The organism is Streptococcus cuniculi, assembly GCF_004570575.1.
GTDB classification, from domain to species: domain Bacteria; phylum Bacillota; class Bacilli; order Lactobacillales; family Streptococcaceae; genus Streptococcus; species Streptococcus cuniculi_A.
Genome location: NZ_SPPD01000002.1, coordinates 22,890 through 41,095, shown reverse-complemented (window position 1 = coordinate 41,095; position 18,206 = coordinate 22,890). Strand labels below are relative to the sequence as shown.

Genomic DNA, 18,206 nt, shown 5'->3' with positions numbered 1-18,206 from the left:
CTACTTAAACGACTTAAATTGCTCACAAACTGCTGTTGAACAGTTCATCATCATACCCCGATATAAGTCAATCATCTGGCAAATATCTTTGCTGCTTACCAAGGAATACGGACAGTGCCCATGCCGAACAGGAACAATCGTCACTACTGTCGGTTTTCCTTCATGAACAAGATGGGCCTGGCCACCATCTGTGCCCCCAGATGAAAACATATCTAACTGCAAGGGAATCTGATACTGACTCGCAATTTCTTTCACAAATCGAATCATCTGTATATTTGGAGCCAAGGTGCGATCAAAATGTGTTAAAATAGGTCCCTTGCCCACCTGTCGCTGATTCAAATGATTTCTGGTTGTCGAATCACTGTAAGTCGCTACATCGATGACAAAAACACTATCTGGATTGACCAGTTGGGCACTCGTCTTAGCCCCCCTGATTCCAACTTCTTCACTACTAGTAAAGGCAAAATGAATCGTGATTGGTAGGTCCTTGTCTGCAATATCTTTCATCAATTCAGCCATAATATAGCAGGCCAAACGGTTATCCAAGGCTTTTCCCATATACATGGACTGAGGAGCTAGATGCTCAAATGCACTATCAAAACAGACCATATTGCCTACCTCAATACCTAAATCCGCTACTTCTTCATCAGAAGAGGCACCGATATCACATATCAATTCCTCTGTTACACCGTCACGGTAGCCCCCCGAAATAAAACCTACAATCTTTTGGCCATCAAATGTCGTAATCCGTACCTTTTGAAAATGCTGAGCTAAGGGTTTCACACCTCCTACCACCATCAAGGAAATAAGGCCGGTCTCGCTAATGGTTCGTACCATGAAACCTACTTCATCTAAGTGCCCACAAATCATAATACTCTTGCTCGGATCCTGACCTACTTTGGTGAAAATCAGACTTCCTAGACCATCATAGCATTTTAAAAAAGGCAACGAGTCCAACTCCTGACACAACACTTGCCGAACTTCTGTTTCGTTACTAGCAATACCATCTGCATTCGATAAAGCCTCCAACAATTCAATACTCATCTTATTTTCCCTCCAATATATGTTTTAACTGATAACGAAATTCTTGATAATTTTCCGTCTTGAGCAGGGCCTCAATACCCAATGGCTTCTCCATTAACTTACTAAGTACCTGCGAAATGATTTGATGTTTTTCAACTTCTCCTTCTTTCAGTGACACCATAAAGATAATTTTAGGATGAATGCCTTCTGTCTGCACACCACGTGGTAACAAACAAACCGAAATAATATTCTCCTTTCCCCTCATCTCCATAGGATGCGGTATCGCTATTCCGTGAGCATAGATGGTAGATAGATAATCTTCTCTCTCTAAGAGAGAGCGCATATAGCCTGTCTGTTGATTATCGACTTCTAGCTGACTCGCTAAATCAGCTAAAATCTCTCGATACTCCTCTTTTCCTCTTATTGTAAAAAAGGTTGGTGAGAGCCACTCAAGAAACAAATCTTCCATAGAACGAGACCTAGACCCTTGAAAGGAATCAATGTAGCTGGCCATCGACATATCATCTAAATTCTCCTGAATTTCATCTAAGTGAATCACTGGACATGGTAAGGCGCAATCTATATCTGTTATGGAAAAGACCAAATCCGGCTGAAACTGCTGAATTGCTTGTTTTTCAAGTAAAGAGAAAGTCTGAATCATCGCATTTGGAAAAATACGTCTCAGTTTCAAATGAACTAGTTGGGCAATGCCACCGCCCGAAGAGCAAATAACACCTATCCGATACTGCTGCTCCAAACGCTTTTGCCTACTTTTCTGATAAGGGACCAGCATGTGTGTTGCCAGATAGGCAATCTCATCAGATGTAATGGTAATCTGATAGATTTCTTCCAGCCACCTAGAAAATTTCAAAGCCGCATTATAGATAACAGGATAGTTCTTACTAATATGACTGGCGTACGGATTAACACTGACAATTCCCTTCCGCGATCGTTCAATCAACGCTGCAATATGCAAGCACACCACATTTAAAAACTCATCATCGCTTGAACATTCGGTCTGATGGACTGTATCAAAAGTTTGAAAATACTCGCCAATCCTCTTTTTCAAGGACAGGGATCTAGTGTCTTGCTGTTGTCTGGTCCGAATAGATAAACTATTTTCCAAAAATTGACGCTTATCTTTAGAAACCAAGTGCTTAATAGTCTCTAAATCCTTGTCTAAAACCGAGTCCAGCTCTTCTAAGCCGAGGGAGCCTGATACCATCTCCATGCACAATAACAGAGCCAATTCCTGCTCTGCAATATGAATCTCTGCAATATCTGGGATATACGCGCAGGATTGAAACCAATCTGATAACAGACTACTAAGCTGAGATTGTTGGCTGTCTGTGATATACTCTGTGATAAATCCTCGATAGCTGACATGCTGCAATAACCAAGCAATTTTTTCTGCTAAAGATGCCCTGACTCGAATGCCATAATGGGCTTTTCTCTCTAGAACAAGTCCTTGTTCCTTGAATAGCTGCTCTAGTTTTTTTAGATCCTTTTTAATCTGACTGCTACTACTACACAGTTCATTTGCCAAAAATTGAATCGTAATGTAATCTGGATAGACTAGCAGCAAAAAGCCGATTTTATCCAAACGCATCTCCTGACTGTCCACCACATCAAACTGCAGGCTTTCAAAATATGGTTGGAATAGTGCAGAATCCGTAATCGAAAGACGATAGCCTGATTTATACTTTTCAATGATAAATCCAGAATCAAGCTCATTTAATTGCTTAATATCATTTTGGATGGTTCGCCTAGAAACCTTGAGAGATTCGGCAAGGGTCTGCTCAGGAGTATAGTCATTGTCCAATAAAGTAGATAAAACTAAGTCACTTCTCATATCCCTCTCCTTTTAAAACGCTTACATCTTCTATCATTATTATATTCTTATTTTTCCAAATACAAAAGATGTAAATTTTCCTTTTGACCTGGAAAAAAGTAACTGATTCTTATAAAAACAGCGCAAGAAAAGAACTCGCTTTTATTGTTCCATGTCATATCGCTGAAAATATGATTGAAAATTGTATACCTATAGAACATCAAAATCCCAGCTTGCCAAGTAAGACAAGCCGGGATTTTAGGCTATCAATCTGATAAATTAACAGAACTATCTCTAATAGTTCATCCAAATATCAAGAAAAGAGATGGATTAAATCATCAAATGTGGCTCTATTTTTCTTCAAACATCATAAAACACAGACGGACTTTCAACAGGAAATCAAGGTTGACTACGCTGATGAACCTGAATCAGCCCCTCAAAAAGGACTTTATATCAACGAACACTAGCAACACTTAAAAGCTTAAAAATGTCAAGCGCTTTTAGCTCCCTAAGGTAGACAGATTTTCGCTCAACGTAAGATTGATGTGGAACCTGTCTTTGGGCAGATAAAGGCTTGTTTGGGTTACAAGAGACGGAACCTAATAGGCAAAGCGTCAGGTGACAATTGACATGGGATTCGTGCTCTTGGCCAATAATCTCCTAAAATATACTCATTTAGTTCATCTTTTATTACTTCGGGGACCGAGGAAACTTCGTTTCCTTATTTCCAACTTCCAATAGTCTCCCAGACTATTGGAGCGAGTACTAAAAGTAAACTAAACGACTAATACATTAAGAAAACGACTCAACATTAAAAAGCTAGAGTTCCGCCATTGGGAAGCGCTAGCTTTTTGTGGCTGAGAACTCTTTTGGCTCAGACTCCTTATCCTAACAACTTCTTTTGATCAAGCGCTCGGTTATCTCCAGCAAGATTACTTTTGATGGATGGGCAGGTAATTGCTGAATGGCGGCTACAGCTTTCTGGGTGAAGCGAGTGGCTAACTGCCTCGCCTCTTCTAGCCCACCTTCGTTTTTCATCAAGGCCACCACTGCTTGGACATCTGTTGCTGTCATTGCCTGCTTTTTATCAAGATAGGGACGAAAGGCTACAGGATTTTTTTGAAGGGCACAGATGAGTGGTAAATTATAAATCCCTTGCCCAATATCTTCTAAAACAGGCTTATTTAACGTCTCACTATCTTCAGTATAGTCCAACAGGTCATCAATCATTTGAAAAGCCATTCCGATATAAAAGCCTATATGACCTGCCAGTCGAATCGTTTCTGGGTCTGATCCGCCAAAATACGCACCCTCCCGACTAGCTAATTTAAACAAGGCAGCTGTTTTTCCTGCAACAGCCCGTAAATAAGCACGAACTGTCTGGTCTTGTCTGTAATAGGCTGACATCTGGTCCAACTCGCCCATCAAAATCTTCTTCATTGTCTTGGCATTTACATTCATATAAGGAGAGCCAGACATGGACTCTAGGAGCAATTCAAAAAAGATGGTAAACAGTAAATCTCCTGTGTAAACCGCAACATCTTTGCCAAAACGACTTTGAACAGTTACCTGCCCTCGCCGTAGCGGCGAGTCATCAATGACATCATCGTGGATCAAGGTTGCCAAATGCAAGACCTCTAACGAAGCAGCCGCTGTCACCAACTGTTCCTTGTCCAACCTCACCGCATCGCCAAAGGCTTCAAATAAAAAGAAAAAAGCTGGACGCAAATACTTTCCACCTGCACTATTTAAGGCCACAACTGCCTGCTCGATGCTCTTGTTGCGGATATGCATTTTCCGCTCAATTAAGGCCCTTACGCTGTCAAGCTGTTCTCCCAACACTGGATAGCGACTCCAATACGATGCCATTTCAAATCTCCTTGCTTCCTAACTGCTCTCTATTTTACATTATTTAGACTGTAATAGCTAGTGTTGCAGTTTGGATTTTAGTAATAAGCAATGAAAAAGCCAAAAAGTCTAGCGACCAAGATTCAGTTGCTAGAACGTTTCATTATACCTGTTTTTCAGTTTGGAAAGCAGCCAACTGACTGCTACTATAGTCTGTCGAAATATTATCTGAAAGAGGGGCATTATTCACGAAGCAAGGGCGCAAACTAGCCTTTATCGCTCAGCATTCTCAAACGTCAAACTAGAAGCTACCAACAAACTCATTAAAGACATCAAGCGTCAAGCTTTCGGATGCCGAAACTTCAAAAACAAAATTCCCATCGCTTTAAACGTACAAAAAGAGAGAACCAATTGGATTCTCTCTCGTATGGGATAACACATCACCCACTACTGTTGACAAAGTGCCAAAAAAGCCTTGTTTCCAAGGCTTTTCATAATCCTTTTTGTTCCAGAGTTTCTAGGTTTCCACCGTCCTTTGCTTCCTCAAAAGCCTCTAATTTTCGATAATATTCTCTGGTTGTTTCCTCACGGTATTCTTCCAACTCAATTTCTTTGCTATTGAGCATTCTCTCAAATTCTTCTAACGATGAGGTTAAGCTCTGCATAGCTGCTTGTCTTTCGGAAAATGGTGTTTGTTCTTGATGAAATTGCTCTAGCCAAGCAATCCACTTATCTGTTGTATTCCTAGCCTTATAACGCAGTTCCAGCAACTTATCTTCTTTTTGATCAACTTGACGACAAGTCTCCAGATATTCTTCTTCTAATGCCTCGATTTCATTCATCTTACACTCCTTTTATAGGACAATCTAATACTGGCTTTTCGATATTTTCCAAAAATTTTTTCGCAGCATCAGCAGCCTTTCCAGATAATCCATCTGCTAAATCGTCTGCCACCGCAACCGATGCAAACTGCTTCATCTTTTCGGAGAGTTCATCTAATGCCTGGCTCGATAGTGAATACTCTATCAGGATATTCCCTTTCTGAATTTTTATAGCCGAGCGAATGGCGGTACGTTCCTGTTCTTTTTCAAACTCTGCGTAGTATTCGTCCAAGTAAGTTAATGAATACATTACATCTCCTCCTTATTCAAACAATAATACACCTGATTGATCAGTCTCGATAATATGGTCTGCCACCTCATCTAAGCTGGCTGAAAAGCGGTGCAAGGCTTCTCTGTAAGTTTTCGCAGCAGCAAGTGTCTGGCTTTCAATGCCTTCGTCCCAGACTGTCTCCATGGTCAATTCCGCTAAAAATCCTGCTACTTCATACGATGGTAAAACAGAGACTTGGGCATATACCTGATTGGTAAAAGTAGTCACATGATCTTGCACTCTCTCTTTTGTAGCAAGTAATTGCCGCTGAACCTCTTTCTCGTATTCCTCGCTTTGTAGATGGGCGATTTGAGCAGTACTGCGGACAATCTCCTCACGCAAGGATATCGCTTTAGCTCCTGATGCCGTTTTCAAGTCTTTTCTAGCTTTTTTATTTTTCGAACGAACATCATCGATGGCACTCTTGCTGGCAAAAGAACCATACTTATCTTTATATTCTGCCATCAAACGTTTTACTTCCGCATCATCATCCCAATCCCACCACGTATCCTTTGCTTTCTTTTTCGCTACCTGCCGTACTTGGTCTTCTGTCATGCCTGAGCAGAATACTCCATTTTTGACGTAGTAATCTATATCTAGGGCGTTGCCTTTTATCTTAAAAAGATTTACATCATGGTCGGCCAACGGTCCAAGCGTCCCCTCCACTGTATAAACTTGTCCATAGGTTACCCTTCCCTTACCACCATCCATGTAAGTCACATCTTTTCCTGCATCACTGTAGACAATCGCATGTTTGTTTAAATAGCCCAGCTCTTCTTTTGTAAAATCTCCATTTTGAACAGCCCTAACAGAGGCCCATGGCTGAAAATTATAAATCCTAGGTACTTGATGGTTAGCTCCTATTTTAGCAGTCCCCGGTCCTGCTTGGCTGTGCCCCGATATGATTTGAACAGTTACATTAGGATTTTTAGACAAGGTTTGTTGGTAAAAGTCATCAATATCTTTCGTCTGAGCTGTTAGGCCTTTTTGAGCTCCAAAGGCATTGCTAGTAGAGGTCCACCTATCTGACACATTTGGGTTGGAGTCATCCCAAGGCATTTGTGTTCCCGCAATTGTGATAATGGCTTGGTTATACTGGGGGTTTGTCCCTTTAGAATCATCAACTGGAACCACTGCCAACCCCTGTGTCACATCATTTATGTGGTTAATGACTTTGTAATAGCGGATATTACTATTTTGTCCAACTCTAATAACTTGATTGTCAGAGATCCCGTCTTTTAATTGACTCTTGACTATATCTTGTATATTCTTATCAGTTACTGCCATTCGTCATCAACCTCCCCTCTAATGATGTTTAAATTATAGACAATTTCTGCATTAGGGCTACCACCGTCCTGCTTATAGATAGCTGTTAGTTGACCATCAGCTATCAGAGCGTCAATATTGTCATCAATCTCTCTTGATTTTTCAAGCCTTGCAGCTTCAGGCAAAACAGTTGAATTAGATACATCTATTTCTCCACCATCTTTAGAAGCTCCCAGATAAATTATATGTTTACCGCTATAGTTGAACTCAAGAGCATAGAATCCTGTAGGAACACCAAATCCTGAAAAATTAATGTTCTGGCTTCGAATATTTCCACCCAAAATAGCTCGATTGCCCGACTGATCATAAATGACCGGAACCGTTTCAATCGTATCGATACTCCAATCCACATAGATCGGGGAGAACTCTACTTTACTCACTCCGGCATAATGTTCCACGATATAGGTTGCGATTTGTTCCTCCAAGAGCGAGAAACCGTGACGATACAGATCGTCCTCTTTTTTTCTATCCATATAAATTTTTCCTCCTATTAAAAGCACGATGATTAAGAATAAGATTCCAATCATTTTTTTCCACCTTGACTTCTTGGGCATCGTTTTATCGGTTACTGCCATTTGTCATCAACCTCTCCTCGAATAATTTCTAAATTATAGACAATTTCTGCATTAGGGCTACCACCGTCTTGCTTATAGATAGCTGTTAGTTGACCATCAGCTATCAGAGCGTCAATATTATCATCAATGTCTCTTGATTTTTCAATCCTTGCAGCTTCAGGCAAAACAGTTGAATCAGATACATCAATCTCTTCACCATTTTTAGAATTTCCTAGATAAATAATATGATTTCCATCAATAGTAAAATCTATAGCAGTAAGGCCTACATGACTACCGTAAGTAGCAAACATAATATTCTGTTTAGGGACATTACCGCCTAGTACAGCTCGGTTTCCATCCGTATCATAAATTACTGGAACGATATCTAAACTTTCCGTACTCCTATCCACATAAATCGGTGAAAACTCAACTTTGCTCACTCCAGCATAATGTTCCACGATATAGGTTGCGATTTGCTCCTCCAAGAGCGAGAAACCGTGACGATACAGATCGTCCACTTTTTTTCTATCCATATAAATTTTTCCTCCTGTTAAAAGCACTATGATTAAGAATAAGATTCCAATCATTTTTTTCCACCTTGACTTCTTGGGTATAGTTTTATCGGTTACTGCCATTTGTGATTAATCTCCCCTCTAGTACTTTCTAAATTGATAGAATAAATCTTTTCTCTACCTCCCATACTCATACATATTATATCACATTTATCCTAGCTTTCCTATAGGGACTTATAATTATGGTAACCGCGTCATAACCGAGTGTATTGAAAAAGTTCCAAAGTTATTTTGACTCTAGCACCTCCTTTTTAGCGAGCGTCTCCTCGTTCGGTAGATTTTCTAGAAGATAAGCGATATATTTCTCAGTGTTAAGCCCATGTCGCTTGGCCGTTTCCAAAAGACTCAGAATGATATGTGTCGACTTGTTCACGAAGGAGAGCAAGTTCATTGGACATGACTTCAATCATTTTTGTTAAACTTTCAATGAACTTATCTTGTGAATTCATAGCTATCCTCCTGATATTTTCTTTATTATACCTAAAAGAAAGCCATGATTTCAATAGAACTCACGACTTTTTGAAACATTTATTTTTGGAGTAATGGAAAAACCCTTCATGAGCCAGTCTACTTGTTCTGATGTTAAGGCCTTGACTTCATTTTCATCACTTGGCCAAGTCAATTTCCCATTCTCAAAGCGTTTGTAAAGCAACCAAAAACCTTGACCATCCCAATAAAGTGCTTTGAAACGGTCTTTACGACCACCACAGAAGAGAAAGACTTGTTCAGAAAAGGGATCTAATTCAAATTGACATTTCACTAAATAGGCTAGTGAATCAATACCCTGTCTCATATCCGTTTTCCCACAAACCAAATAGACTTGCCCTAAATCATTGAGATGAATGGTTATAGACTAGTACCTCATTCAAGATTGTTTCCAATACCTCTTGGTTGATAGATTGGAAGAATGTGATTTCCACTTTTCCGAGACGAATTTTCATCAGAATATCGTTTCTGCTTTTCTTCTCAAAGCGTCGAGATTGGGGAACAGTCAATGGGACGATGGGGTGTGACATAAAAAATCCTCCAGTTTTGTTTTTTATAACAGTATACTGGAGGAGGGAGTGGTTGGATAGGTACCTTGTTATGGGGCGGTTACGTTACTTCATTTTTCAATAAAATATCAACCACAAAGCCCTCACTAGGAGTTATACACCTAATTGAGGGCTTTGTGCGAGTTTTCATCTTTTTGTGGGTGAGTGCTACGCACTAATACCGGTTTGTCCCAGAGTTTCTAGGCTCCCACCATCCTTTGCTGCCTCAGAAGCCTCTAAAACTATAACTGCGCATATCCTTTAGCTTTATTAATAACTGTTTCTTGGACTTTCGTGGACCACTTTCCTTTCATTGAATCATCTAACTGCTCACTGATAGACATTAATTCTCTTTGCGTTTCTTCTCCCAACTCTCTTACTTTTTGGTGAAAATCTATCTTTATGTTTTCCTGAGACTTCTTCTTAGCTGGAGCCCAAAAATTTCTAATCATTGACTTCTCTAATTTTCTCTGAAGTGCCCAAATTTCAACTGTGCCATCTGTCAAGAAATCCTCAATCATTTCCATCATGCCCATACACTCACTAACCTCCCGACTTTTTCTTTTCTCGATAAGCCTCTGCTATCTTTTCTTCTATCTTATATTTTGTACGCTGATAATCTTCTTCAAGCTTTTCATACTCATAGTCCAATCGTTTTCTCTCTATATAATAGACTTCATCTGAATAATTAAAGTATTGTTGAAACATATCTTTCAGTTTTTGAAACTCTTCTGTCATATCTCTATCGTGAGAATATAAATATCTTCTAACAATATCTTGTCTAGAATCAAGCAACTGCAATAACTGATTTTTCTTAGTGGAAAGTTGACAAATTTGATTTTCAATCCGTACTCGTTCACTCTGAAACGTCAAATATGACTCTTCTAATAGTGTTTCATTATCTCTAATCTTTTTTATCCATTCATATTCTGCCATAACTTAAAATCCTTTGCGAAATCTGCATCTTGTGATAATTTCTCTTGAATTCCATTTTGGATTGAGGCTTCCAGTGTCTCAAATATTGATTTTAAATTAGTAGATTTTCTACTATTTCATCACCATAATCACGTGTATTCTCAACAATTGATAGATGTGTCATACCTGCTTCTATATAAGCTGACTGTACCTCAGCTGGAGTCAGACTAAATCCCCACGGAACTTGTAATGTTTCAGACCAAAGTTTCTCTGAGTCTTGAACACTGATCTGTTTCAAGCTCTGAATACGATCATGTATTTGTTGAACAGTCTCGCCTAAGCCTTTCCCAATAATTGATGCTTGTTCACTATCTAAATACAATTTTTCATTCGCTGACAAACTGCTCGCTTTTGAACCAAACTTAGCCTTTTTCGCGTAATAATTCTGCATGTTCTTAGAGATTTTCTTAAATATAGAAGAAGAGGAAATAGAAAGAAGCTTAATATTACCATATTTATCTAATTGATACCCATATGTCATATGCTGATCGGACATACCCAAATCTTTGCTATCTACATAGTACACTTGGCCAACAGCATCAATACTCCCCTTTTTCATATCCCGTCCAACCATACTAATCCAATCTTTCGGATCAACAAAATTGTAAATTCTTCCTTTTATCAAATCAACTGTCTCTTTTTGATAATCATCTAGTATACCGTATACATTAGGAGCATTGTAAATATAAGCATATTGAATTCGATAAATATCCTCTTGTGATAAATCAGCTATGGAATACTGAGCCTTCATAGATCCAAGAGAATGCCCATATATATTAATTTTAGCATTAGGATAACTTGCCATTATTGTTTTCAAATGCTCTGCTGCAGCTTTTAACTGTGGGGTAGAACGATCGACATTTTTACTATAGTTTGGATGTTCCTGCGCTTGAACCCTAAGACCTATGAGAAGATCGTTTTTTACCCAATCGTCAAAAACATCTTTAGGCTGTTCTGTAATTTGATTAATCCCTGTAGAACCTCGAAATAATACTGTTACCTCTGATACTTCACTAGGTTTTAACTTAGGATCGTTTACAATAGCGTAAACTTGCTCGCCTGTTCCTTTGACATCATCATACACTTGTGTTACGGTCCCAATGCTTCGACCGTCAGGAGTAGTAACAATCCTATTAAGACTGGGATTTAAATACTCGGTCATTGCAATTTGCAGATGCTCTTCATCAATATATTTTTTATGCATTACCTTTCTCCTTCAAGTAATTGACGCACTTCACTCGAATACGTTACGCCATACAGCTCCAGTTCACCATCCTCTTTCTGCACCAATCCAAATTGGATATCACTTTTAGGATTATTATTCAAATATACTGTTACAGCCATCCCTCCCATAGGATTATAGTAAACACTTTGATCTACTATTTGGTAATCTCGTATTTTTCCTTGCTCTGTCAATGCAGACTTATCCAAATTTCTCATATAGTCCTCATATAATTGTCTAGCTTCTTTGCTGTGAGCAATAGCTATCATCTTCTGTTTTTCTTTATATTGATACATTTTAAATCCTCCTATACTCAGTCCGATAATGAAACAAACAAGTCCTAGTATTTTTAATATTTTTTTCATATTTCTACCTCCCATACTCATACATATTATATCACATTTATCCTAGCTTTCCTATAGGGACTTATAATTATCTCCTTAAAATGACTCATATAAAAGAACTTTGGGAGGTAGAGCGTTATTCCACCTCCCAAAGTTCTTTTTTGTAACTGACCGACTGTTTCGGCAAAATCTCTATGTAATATTATGTCAAAATAACTATTCTAATTTTGACTTCCTTGCTTACTTAAGCGAGCCATTCCCATCATCAGCACAATACCAAGCGCTAAGCCGACTAGGAATGTTAAAATCCATCTATAGTCAGTCGCTTTTGGTGCTGCTATTTTTTGAGTAGGGGTGATATTCTCACTAATAATTGGATTTGCAAAAAATGTATACAGATGATCCTTATTTACTCCCTGAGTTCGCGTATTCGCAAGGATTTTTGAAAAGTTCTCAGCATATCCTTTATTTGAAACAACATCAATATTCCCTGTAGTTGTTAAGCTATCTGCACTGGTCAAAATATCTTGCGCTTCAGTTTGAATAGTTGTCGCATTTTCTACCAGTGTGTCAAATTCTTTCGAATTGTCTTGAACAGTCTGCGAACTTTGAGTAGTTGTTTCAACTACTTGTGCAGTATTTCGAATCATAGTCTGAAGTTGATTATATAATGCTGAAGAATCATCTACGTACAAATCTTTTTCATTAGAAGAATTAACTCCGCTCCATGGTCGTACGGTTAATTGCGAATACTCTGCCTTCTTCCATTTTTTATATTCATCTTCTACTTGACTCATTGTCTGTTCATACCATAATTGCATCGATTGGACTGTCGAAGCAAAGTAGGATTCCGGCATATTTTCTGACAAGAGCTTCGAATCCTTTTCCAAGCCTGTAATGACAGTGTTTAAAGATTGAATAGTCGCTACAATCTTATCAATTGATCCTTCACCCGACTCCTTATAAGCCACTACATCATCATTGTGAAGTCGTTTGGCAATATTTTCTCTATCCATGTTGCCATATAGTGCAACTATTGAAGAAGAAGAATGCTCTTTGAAATCTTTTGCTGTAGTAGCCTGTGAAAGTGAAGTATAATCTGCTCCCGGTTCACCATATAAGAGTGTAACAGTATTAGCGATGACATCAATTTGGTTAAATAACTGTAGGAGATCACTGAAATGATCAACAGCAACATATTTGTAATAGTTAGTAGATTTATCACGTGGCACCAGCGTAAAGCTGACACTAGTCTTTGAAACTTCAACCTTTTTATTGGTATCCTTCCATGATAACTCAAAACTATCACTAGTACTATCTTTTTCTAAGGTACCTGTAATGTTTATAGTATAGGTTACATCATTTTCAGTTTGGTTATTAAGGCTCACACTTGACCGCTTAACTTCTCCTCCCTCAACGTCACCCAAAACTTCAACAACATACTTCTTTGGAATTGCTGATGAAACATAGGTTGTTTTTGCCGGTACATGAACATTTATGGTTTGACTAAACTTCTGTTCAGTCTCTTCATCTCCTGGTACCTCTTGTAACTCAACATTCACATTTCCTGTCGGAATTTCAAATGCAGCAGCATACCTTTCAATGAGATGAAGTTCAGAGACATATTGGTCTCGTCTCTCAGGAGTTAATGATTGATGTGCCACAAGTTCATCGAGTTTATAATCTGTCGAATTAACTGAAATCCCACCAATTAAACTCTTCAATTTCTCAGTATAAGCAGACTTGTCAATATTATCCGTATCTTCAAAAGACTTTTTGATGATACTCGCGAGACCAGCTCGAGCATTATCATCTGTTTCTAAATTTGAAAAGTCAAAATTTTCAACTGTCGGATCTATTGTCTGATTGAAAAACTTTTGATATACATCTTTTTCTAAAGATAATAAAGTTTCTCGCTTCTCTTTCAGAGTTTTTGAGTAGTTATCAATATTTCCTTTTGTCTTCTGCATCATTTTGTTATAGTCTGTAACTTTTGAATGAAGTTCTCCGAGTAGACCACCAGTATCTACTCCATTATCTCCAATTCTAGAATTTACGGCACCTAATTTACTATAGATTGTTTGCTGCAAGATGTCAAAATGCTGACGGTAAAATTCCTCATCTCTTGTTGCCTGCATTTCAATTGCTTCATTAGCATTTCTCACATTAATCTCACTAATTTGCTTCTGTAAATTAGCATACGCTTCAATCGCAGGTAGCTGGTCTGAAAGATTTTTCCCGGTTTCAGACAATAGCTTGGTCGTTGAATCCGTAAATGTATTTTGAGCAGTCACATTTAAGGAATTGATAGACTTGAGTCGATTCGTTCCATTGATAAAGGTATCGTAACGTGGGTAGGTAGATTTAAAAGGAGCATCAACATTATTGGTCAATCCAGTAACCAAACTTTCATGTTTTCCTAGAGCTCCATTTAACTGCCCCTCTGCCTCTGACAAATTGTTGGCGATGCTCGCATAATACATTTTAATAACACTTTTATTAAAATCATAAAGGAGGTCTACCACTTTCCCCTTTAAGGCAATTTCAGAAACATTGTCTGATTGTTGCTGAATTTTATAATCTATTTTTGCCTGCGTCGGTGAAAGTTCTTGTAATGTTAAAATATCTTTTGAAAAACTATTTGGTATATATACTACCGCATCAACTGACTGTTCTTCATAAGCTCTATCAGCCACTGAACGAGATACTACTTGCCAATCATAATTTGGATCATCTGATACTAGCGAAACAAAGCTTTTCCCAAAATTGTAACTCTGGCCATTAAAATCAGATGCAACATCTTCATTGACTAAAGCAATAGTCGGCTTCTCAACTTTTTTCTCCTCTTTCATACTCAAATTTGAATAGATCAAGGCCCCACTTAGTGTAATCAGTAAAAGTAAGGCTAGAATGAAAGCTGTCCCTTTCGAAAATATCTTCTTCATTTGGATCTCCTATTTATTCCTATAATTCTACATATGTTATATAATATAAAATTTATATATTTTTTTCAAGTATTATTCAGATTGTGTTATAACAATATGTAGTGCAGAATGGACGATAGGTCACTTATTTAATTTCCTTTTTAGGAATCGTTAAGCTTTTCTCCCATTGATGGTACACATCTAAAAATCGTGCCTCTTCTTCATCTCTATACCCTTCAAAAACAACTTTATCCACATTTTTATGTTGGAAGAATAAGGTTGATTCGGTCTGCAATCCTTGCGGATAAAGAACCCCCATGTAATCAGCAAACACTTGCTCATTCGTATCAGGATCGTCAAAGATAACCCCGCGCCCTACAATCACTAGCTTTTGCGTCCCTTCTTCAAGGTAGACAACACTTCCCAATGGTAATAATTCTTTTGCTTTATTCATTTTTATATAACTCCTTGTGCTTTTTCAAATATTTCTTGCCGTACCACTCTTCCAGACTCTTGCCTTCCCACTCGCGATATTCTTCGGGGTATTTCCATTTGTAGTAGGCTTGAAGGAAGTAGGGAAATTCTAAAAAGACCATCATAGCAATTAACGCTAAACTAAGAATCATCCAAGTTAGGAAAAGGCCTAAAAGGGTCATAGTGTCTGATAACTTTATAGAAAAAACAGATAATAGGATTCGGATAATAACCCCTAACCCTAAAATTCCCATCCCATAAACAGCTATCTTGCTGGCCATTTTATGACCAACATTAGGTGAAAAATCTGTTCCATACATGAGGTTCTTGAGCACTCTCACTCTGCCAGCAAACATTCTATATGCTAAGATGAACATCAAACCAAAGATAGCCAAAATCCCCCAAAAAGATAAGGCAGGCAAGGAGAGATCAATCGCTAATAAATTAAACTCTACAACGAGCCAAATAAGAAATGTACAAGCATGAAAATGATAACGATATGGCAACAGATAAGCCCTTCTAACGAACTTACCGACGAATACCACTAGTAACCAAATCAATAAGCAAATGAGATACACTTCAACTGTTAGTACAGGATGTCGAGACACAGGATGTGCCAATTCTTTCGGATGTGCATCATGTAAGGACATTGAACAAACATAGACCATGAAGTTTAATCCTATGGGAAATAGAATGGTAAGGATTAAACTTTGAATTCTTACTCCAAATGAAGGCTTCCCATTTTTAAAATAGTTCACTAGTTTATTGTGTACATCTTTTTTCTGAAACTGTAAAAACCCGTCATCTTCCAAATTCAAACTTTCTTCAAAACTGGCGTTAAATAGTGTTTTTTTCATAATTAATCCTTACCCAAACCCTAGTACCTTACCAACCCCACCAACTACATTAGAGACTGCATTTACTGCCCCTTTAATGCCTTTTCCAACATCATTTACTATTTCTTTAGTTCCCTTAACAGGGTTATCAAAGAAATCAGGTTTCCAAGCTTTCATACCTTGAATTATTCCTCCAATAACGGCTCCAGCTATTGCCCCTCCAGTAGTTCCAATTATTGGTATGACGCTTCCTACCGCTGCTCCTAGCGTAGCCCCTTCTAACGGCCCAACACTAGCTACTGCAGAAAGTGCTCCTTTACCAACTGCCTTCCCTACGTCACCTGATTTTCTAAACTCATCAAGCCCACTGGAGACTCCTGTAATCGTAAGGTCTGCAACGGTTAGGACTGTTCCTGCCTTCCCTGCTACTTTCACGGCCTTGCCCCAAAAACCTGCCAACTGACCTCCCTTATTGACATATGTAGCCAAGGATTTAACACCTGAAGCTTTTTCTAACCCCCATTTAATAGTTGATTTGACTGGACTAGCGAACTTTTGTAGATACCCAAAGCCTTTTGAAGTCTTTGTCCCAAATTTTCCCATGCTTTCATACTTAGCCAATCCTGCGAGAACTGCCGTCACAAACTTATCACCTTTAGCTCCAGTCTTTTCCACACTGCTTAAAATTTCCCAAAATCCATCTGACTTCAATACTGCCTTTATCACATTTTTAGGAAGCAGAGACATCAATTGACTCAGTCGTTTAGCTGAATCACTATCCATTATCGATTTAAATTGCTCATAAAGATTGCTACTTGATGGAAGGTCATACGAACCATCAGAATGAAGCGTTACTCCTTGAATTACTACGACAGCCTGAATAGACTGCTCTAAATTCGATAAACTTTCGGAAAATAAGCTATTTGTTTCCGAAGCGAAATTTTGCAACAGCTGTAGTTTTTTTTCTAATGCTGCTATGTCTTCGCCTAAACTTTCCGCATAATTTGTTAATTGACTTTGAAGTCCAAACAAGCGATTAATATAGGACATTAAAGGTCTATTGGCTTCACCTAGCAATAAAGAAGAAGCTTGATTCCCTAGTACTGCTGCAGTCGCTTGGGCGGATAATTGCATCGTACGTTTTATCGCAATTTGTTGATTTATATTCGCTTCATCAAGAATACCTTGATGAGCCACTTTACTATCTGCAGTTTTGTACAATTCTAGATCTGTCTGAATAAAGTGAACGGACTCTCGAATCTCTTGAATAGTTGGGCGTACAAGTTCTGAAAAGAGACCTTTTCCTGCTTGATAAGCTGCTCCTGATAACGTATGCCCATCTACTGCTGCAATCAGTCTCTCCGAACCAGAACCTAAATCGTCCAACAATTGATTGGCACACCTAATATTATTTTCCATGGTAGAGATGAGACTGGAAGATTCTCCACTAACATATTTCAATCCCATGATAGGTTATTCCTCTCTTTCTGTATAGCTGACCGTTCTTCTTCTAGGCTATTTATCACGCTTTGATGCGATTTTGTTAATTCAACTCTTTCATTTTCTAGTAGTTGAGATAGGTAATGCTGCTTCCCTTGATTCTCAACGGATTCCCAATGAGATTGATAACTCCCTTGAGCTATCAATTCTTCATTTAGAGCCTGTATTTCACTAAATCCTCGAGAAATCTCCATTTCTAACTCATCAAGAAACCTCGAAGCCTCTCGAAATGTTTGTCGCATCTCATCGATTGTTCTTTCTTTTTCGACGATTTTTTGGTCAAGTTCAAAACGTTTATTAGCAAGCCGATCCTTGACTTTCATCACATCCCTCCAAATCTTGTAGTTGCATCTCTGCTTTCAATGACTCGAGCAAGCTGAGGAAACTTATCCGCGTGCTTCTTTATAGATTCTGATAATCTCTGTAATGTTGGCAACAATTGATTGGCTACTTTAGCGCCTCTCTCCATTCCAGAAATGTTACTTTGACCAAGACTAACACTTTGTCCCGAGTCAGCTTGAATCTTTGCGACATGACTGGCTGCTTGTGTTGTAGCGCCTAAATCTGATGCTATCTTAACCATATAAGTAT

23 protein-coding genes and 2 pseudogenes are annotated in these 18,206 nt (G+C 38.5%); 3 read left to right on the top strand and 22 right to left on the bottom strand.

Annotated elements, in window-relative coordinates:
- Window positions 1-1,044 carry an aminopeptidase gene (ypdE, locus tag E4T82_RS01830; RefSeq protein WP_135181203.1) on the bottom strand — a complete coding sequence of 348 codons (1,044 nt, stop codon included), beginning with the start codon at window positions 1,042-1,044 and terminating at the stop codon, window positions 1-3.
- Window position 1,045: 1 nt separating this feature from the next.
- Entirely contained in the window at window positions 1,046-2,875 is a 1,830-nt protein-coding gene (locus tag E4T82_RS01825) for a BglG family transcription antiterminator (protein ID WP_135181202.1), read from the bottom strand.
- 341 nt (window positions 2,876-3,216) lie between these two features.
- Between E4T82_RS01825 and E4T82_RS13120 the strand changes: the two are divergent.
- Window positions 3,217-3,595 (top strand): annotated as a pseudogene (locus tag E4T82_RS13120) (transposase); the annotation flags it as partial.
- A 147-nt stretch (window positions 3,596-3,742) separates the two neighbouring features.
- Here E4T82_RS13120 and E4T82_RS01815 read toward each other — a convergent pair.
- On the bottom strand, window positions 3,743-4,723 hold the full coding sequence (locus tag E4T82_RS01815) for a polyprenyl synthetase family protein (RefSeq protein ID WP_135181201.1): 981 nt from the start codon (window positions 4,721-4,723) through the stop codon (window positions 3,743-3,745).
- A 90-nt stretch (window positions 4,724-4,813) separates the two neighbouring features.
- Between E4T82_RS01815 and E4T82_RS12420 the strand changes: the two genes are divergently transcribed.
- Together E4T82_RS12420 and E4T82_RS01810 are read left to right on the top strand one after the other, a co-directional pair.
- A complete protein-coding gene (locus E4T82_RS12420) occupies window positions 4,814-4,972 on the top strand; it encodes a hypothetical protein (RefSeq protein ID WP_167753538.1) in 159 nt (52 codons plus the stop codon).
- Window positions 4,944-5,138, top strand: coding sequence for a transposase (locus tag E4T82_RS01810; RefSeq protein ID WP_432422579.1), 195 nt, complete (start codon window positions 4,944-4,946; stop codon window positions 5,136-5,138). Before E4T82_RS12420 ends, E4T82_RS01810 begins: the two co-directional genes overlap by 29 nt.
- Before the next feature lie 55 nt (window positions 5,139-5,193).
- On the opposite strand, the gene E4T82_RS01805 is transcribed toward E4T82_RS01810, so the two are convergent.
- The 19 genes and pseudogenes from E4T82_RS01805 to E4T82_RS01720 form a co-directional block, all read right to left on the bottom strand.
- Complete coding sequence (locus E4T82_RS01805; RefSeq protein WP_135181200.1) at window positions 5,194-5,544, bottom strand: hypothetical protein; 351 nt, start codon at window positions 5,542-5,544, stop codon at window positions 5,194-5,196.
- A gap of 1 nt (window position 5,545) precedes the next feature.
- A complete protein-coding gene (locus tag E4T82_RS01800) occupies window positions 5,546-5,833 on the bottom strand; it encodes a hypothetical protein (protein WP_135181199.1) in 288 nt (95 codons plus the stop codon).
- A gap of 12 nt (window positions 5,834-5,845) precedes the next feature.
- On the bottom strand, window positions 5,846-7,141 hold the full coding sequence (locus E4T82_RS01795; RefSeq protein WP_135181198.1) for a hypothetical protein: 1,296 nt from the start codon (window positions 7,139-7,141) through the stop codon (window positions 5,846-5,848).
- Window positions 7,132-7,755 carry a hypothetical protein gene (locus E4T82_RS01790; protein WP_228065025.1) on the bottom strand — a complete coding sequence of 208 codons (624 nt, stop codon included), beginning with the start codon at window positions 7,753-7,755 and terminating at the stop codon, window positions 7,132-7,134. The genes E4T82_RS01795 and E4T82_RS01790 overlap by 10 nt, the downstream gene beginning before the upstream one ends.
- On the bottom strand, window positions 7,746-8,369 hold the full coding sequence (locus E4T82_RS01785; protein ID WP_135181197.1) for a hypothetical protein: 624 nt from the start codon (window positions 8,367-8,369) through the stop codon (window positions 7,746-7,748). Before E4T82_RS01785 ends, E4T82_RS01790 begins: the two co-directional genes overlap by 10 nt.
- A 163-nt stretch (window positions 8,370-8,532) precedes the next feature.
- Window positions 8,533-8,673, bottom strand: a pseudogene (locus E4T82_RS01780) (transposase domain-containing protein); the annotation flags it as partial.
- Window positions 8,618-8,755, bottom strand: coding sequence for a hypothetical protein (locus E4T82_RS12415; RefSeq protein WP_167753537.1), 138 nt, complete (start codon window positions 8,753-8,755; stop codon window positions 8,618-8,620). The pseudogene E4T82_RS01780 and the gene E4T82_RS12415, both read right to left, overlap by 56 nt.
- Window positions 8,756-8,805: 50 nt before the next feature.
- The gene (gene tnpB, locus E4T82_RS01775; RefSeq protein ID WP_245167466.1) at window positions 8,806-9,099 is read right to left on the bottom strand and encodes an IS66 family insertion sequence element accessory protein TnpB; all 294 of its coding nucleotides are present in this window, start codon (window positions 9,097-9,099) and stop codon (window positions 8,806-8,808) included.
- Window positions 9,100-9,136: 37 nt separating this feature from the next.
- Window positions 9,137-9,322: a hypothetical protein gene (locus E4T82_RS01770; protein WP_135181195.1), complete on the bottom strand. Its 186-nt coding sequence runs from the start codon at window positions 9,320-9,322 to the stop codon at window positions 9,137-9,139.
- Window positions 9,323-9,582: 260 nt separating this feature from the next.
- On the bottom strand, window positions 9,583-9,876 hold the full coding sequence (locus E4T82_RS01765) for a hypothetical protein (protein ID WP_135181194.1): 294 nt from the start codon (window positions 9,874-9,876) through the stop codon (window positions 9,583-9,585).
- A gap of 7 nt (window positions 9,877-9,883) precedes the next feature.
- Window positions 9,884-10,276, bottom strand: a complete 393-nt coding sequence (locus E4T82_RS01760; protein WP_135181193.1) for a hypothetical protein — start codon at window positions 10,274-10,276, stop codon at window positions 9,884-9,886.
- Window positions 10,277-10,367: 91 nt separating this feature from the next.
- Entirely contained in the window at window positions 10,368-11,519 is a 1,152-nt protein-coding gene (locus E4T82_RS01755; RefSeq protein WP_135181192.1) for an Mbeg1-like protein, read from the bottom strand.
- Complete coding sequence (locus tag E4T82_RS01750; RefSeq protein WP_135181191.1) at window positions 11,519-11,902, bottom strand: DUF1310 family protein; 384 nt, start codon at window positions 11,900-11,902, stop codon at window positions 11,519-11,521. Before E4T82_RS01750 ends, E4T82_RS01755 begins: the two co-directional genes overlap by 1 nt.
- Before the next feature lie 200 nt (window positions 11,903-12,102).
- Complete coding sequence (gene esaA / locus E4T82_RS01745) at window positions 12,103-14,826, bottom strand: type VII secretion protein EsaA (protein ID WP_135181190.1); 2,724 nt, start codon at window positions 14,824-14,826, stop codon at window positions 12,103-12,105.
- Window positions 14,827-14,950: 124 nt separating this feature from the next.
- Window positions 14,951-15,259 carry a DUF4176 domain-containing protein gene (locus E4T82_RS01740; RefSeq protein ID WP_135181189.1) on the bottom strand — a complete coding sequence of 103 codons (309 nt, stop codon included), beginning with the start codon at window positions 15,257-15,259 and terminating at the stop codon, window positions 14,951-14,953.
- The gene (locus E4T82_RS01735) at window positions 15,252-16,136 is read right to left on the bottom strand and encodes a hypothetical protein (protein ID WP_228065023.1); all 885 of its coding nucleotides are present in this window, start codon (window positions 16,134-16,136) and stop codon (window positions 15,252-15,254) included. The genes E4T82_RS01740 and E4T82_RS01735 overlap by 8 nt, the downstream gene beginning before the upstream one ends.
- A 9-nt stretch (window positions 16,137-16,145) precedes the next feature.
- A complete protein-coding gene (locus E4T82_RS01730) occupies window positions 16,146-17,582 on the bottom strand; it encodes a hypothetical protein (RefSeq protein WP_135181187.1) in 1,437 nt (478 codons plus the stop codon).
- Window positions 17,573-17,938, bottom strand: coding sequence for a hypothetical protein (locus E4T82_RS01725; protein WP_135181186.1), 366 nt, complete (start codon window positions 17,936-17,938; stop codon window positions 17,573-17,575). The genes E4T82_RS01730 and E4T82_RS01725 overlap by 10 nt, the downstream gene beginning before the upstream one ends.
- Window positions 17,938-18,198, bottom strand: a complete 261-nt coding sequence (locus E4T82_RS01720; RefSeq protein WP_135181185.1) for a hypothetical protein — start codon at window positions 18,196-18,198, stop codon at window positions 17,938-17,940. Before E4T82_RS01720 ends, E4T82_RS01725 begins: the two co-directional genes overlap by 1 nt.
- Window positions 18,199-18,206: the final 8 nt, after the last annotated feature.

What these genes read in the sequence shown, in the direction of transcription:
- ypdE (WP_135181203.1), bottom strand. Translation starts at nt 1,044, where the DNA reads ATGAGTATTGAATTGTTGGAGGCTTTATCGAATGCAGATGGTATTGCT.
- E4T82_RS01825 (WP_135181202.1), bottom strand. Translation starts at nt 2,875, where the DNA reads ATGAGAAGTGACTTAGTTTTATCTACTTTATTGGACAATGACTATACT.
- E4T82_RS01815 (WP_135181201.1), bottom strand. Translation starts at nt 4,723, where the DNA reads ATGGCATCGTATTGGAGTCGCTATCCAGTGTTGGGAGAACAGCTTGAC.
- E4T82_RS12420 (WP_167753538.1), top strand. Translation starts at nt 4,814, where the DNA reads ATGAAAAAGCCAAAAAGTCTAGCGACCAAGATTCAGTTGCTAGAACGT.
- E4T82_RS01805 (WP_135181200.1), bottom strand. Translation starts at nt 5,544, where the DNA reads ATGAATGAAATCGAGGCATTAGAAGAAGAATATCTGGAGACTTGTCGT.
- E4T82_RS01800 (WP_135181199.1), bottom strand. Translation starts at nt 5,833, where the DNA reads ATGTATTCATTAACTTACTTGGACGAATACTACGCAGAGTTTGAAAAA.
- E4T82_RS01795 (WP_135181198.1), bottom strand. Translation starts at nt 7,141, where the DNA reads ATGGCAGTAACTGATAAGAATATACAAGATATAGTCAAGAGTCAATTA.
- E4T82_RS01790 (WP_228065025.1), bottom strand. Translation starts at nt 7,755, where the DNA reads ATGGCAGTAACCGATAAAACGATGCCCAAGAAGTCAAGGTGGAAAAAA.
- E4T82_RS01785 (WP_135181197.1), bottom strand. Translation starts at nt 8,369, where the DNA reads ATGGCAGTAACCGATAAAACTATACCCAAGAAGTCAAGGTGGAAAAAA.
- E4T82_RS12415 (WP_167753537.1), bottom strand. Translation starts at nt 8,755, where the DNA reads ATGAATTCACAAGATAAGTTCATTGAAAGTTTAACAAAAATGATTGAA.
- tnpB (WP_245167466.1), bottom strand. Translation starts at nt 9,099, where the DNA reads ATGAGACAGGGTATTGATTCACTAGCCTATTTAGTGAAATGTCAATTT.
- E4T82_RS01770 (WP_135181195.1), bottom strand. Translation starts at nt 9,322, where the DNA reads ATGTCACACCCCATCGTCCCATTGACTGTTCCCCAATCTCGACGCTTT.
- E4T82_RS01765 (WP_135181194.1), bottom strand. Translation starts at nt 9,876, where the DNA reads ATGGGCATGATGGAAATGATTGAGGATTTCTTGACAGATGGCACAGTT.
- E4T82_RS01760 (WP_135181193.1), bottom strand. Translation starts at nt 10,276, where the DNA reads ATGGCAGAATATGAATGGATAAAAAAGATTAGAGATAATGAAACACTA.
- E4T82_RS01755 (WP_135181192.1), bottom strand. Translation starts at nt 11,519, where the DNA reads ATGCATAAAAAATATATTGATGAAGAGCATCTGCAAATTGCAATGACC.
- E4T82_RS01750 (WP_135181191.1), bottom strand. Translation starts at nt 11,902, where the DNA reads ATGAAAAAAATATTAAAAATACTAGGACTTGTTTGTTTCATTATCGGA.
- esaA (WP_135181190.1), bottom strand. Translation starts at nt 14,826, where the DNA reads ATGAAGAAGATATTTTCGAAAGGGACAGCTTTCATTCTAGCCTTACTT.
- E4T82_RS01740 (WP_135181189.1), bottom strand. Translation starts at nt 15,259, where the DNA reads ATGAATAAAGCAAAAGAATTATTACCATTGGGAAGTGTTGTCTACCTT.
- E4T82_RS01735 (WP_228065023.1), bottom strand. Translation starts at nt 16,136, where the DNA reads ATGAAAAAAACACTATTTAACGCCAGTTTTGAAGAAAGTTTGAATTTG.
- E4T82_RS01730 (WP_135181187.1), bottom strand. Translation starts at nt 17,582, where the DNA reads ATGGGATTGAAATATGTTAGTGGAGAATCTTCCAGTCTCATCTCTACC.
- E4T82_RS01725 (WP_135181186.1), bottom strand. Translation starts at nt 17,938, where the DNA reads ATGAAAGTCAAGGATCGGCTTGCTAATAAACGTTTTGAACTTGACCAA.
- E4T82_RS01720 (WP_135181185.1), bottom strand. Translation starts at nt 18,198, where the DNA reads ATGGTTAAGATAGCATCAGATTTAGGCGCTACAACACAAGCAGCCAGT.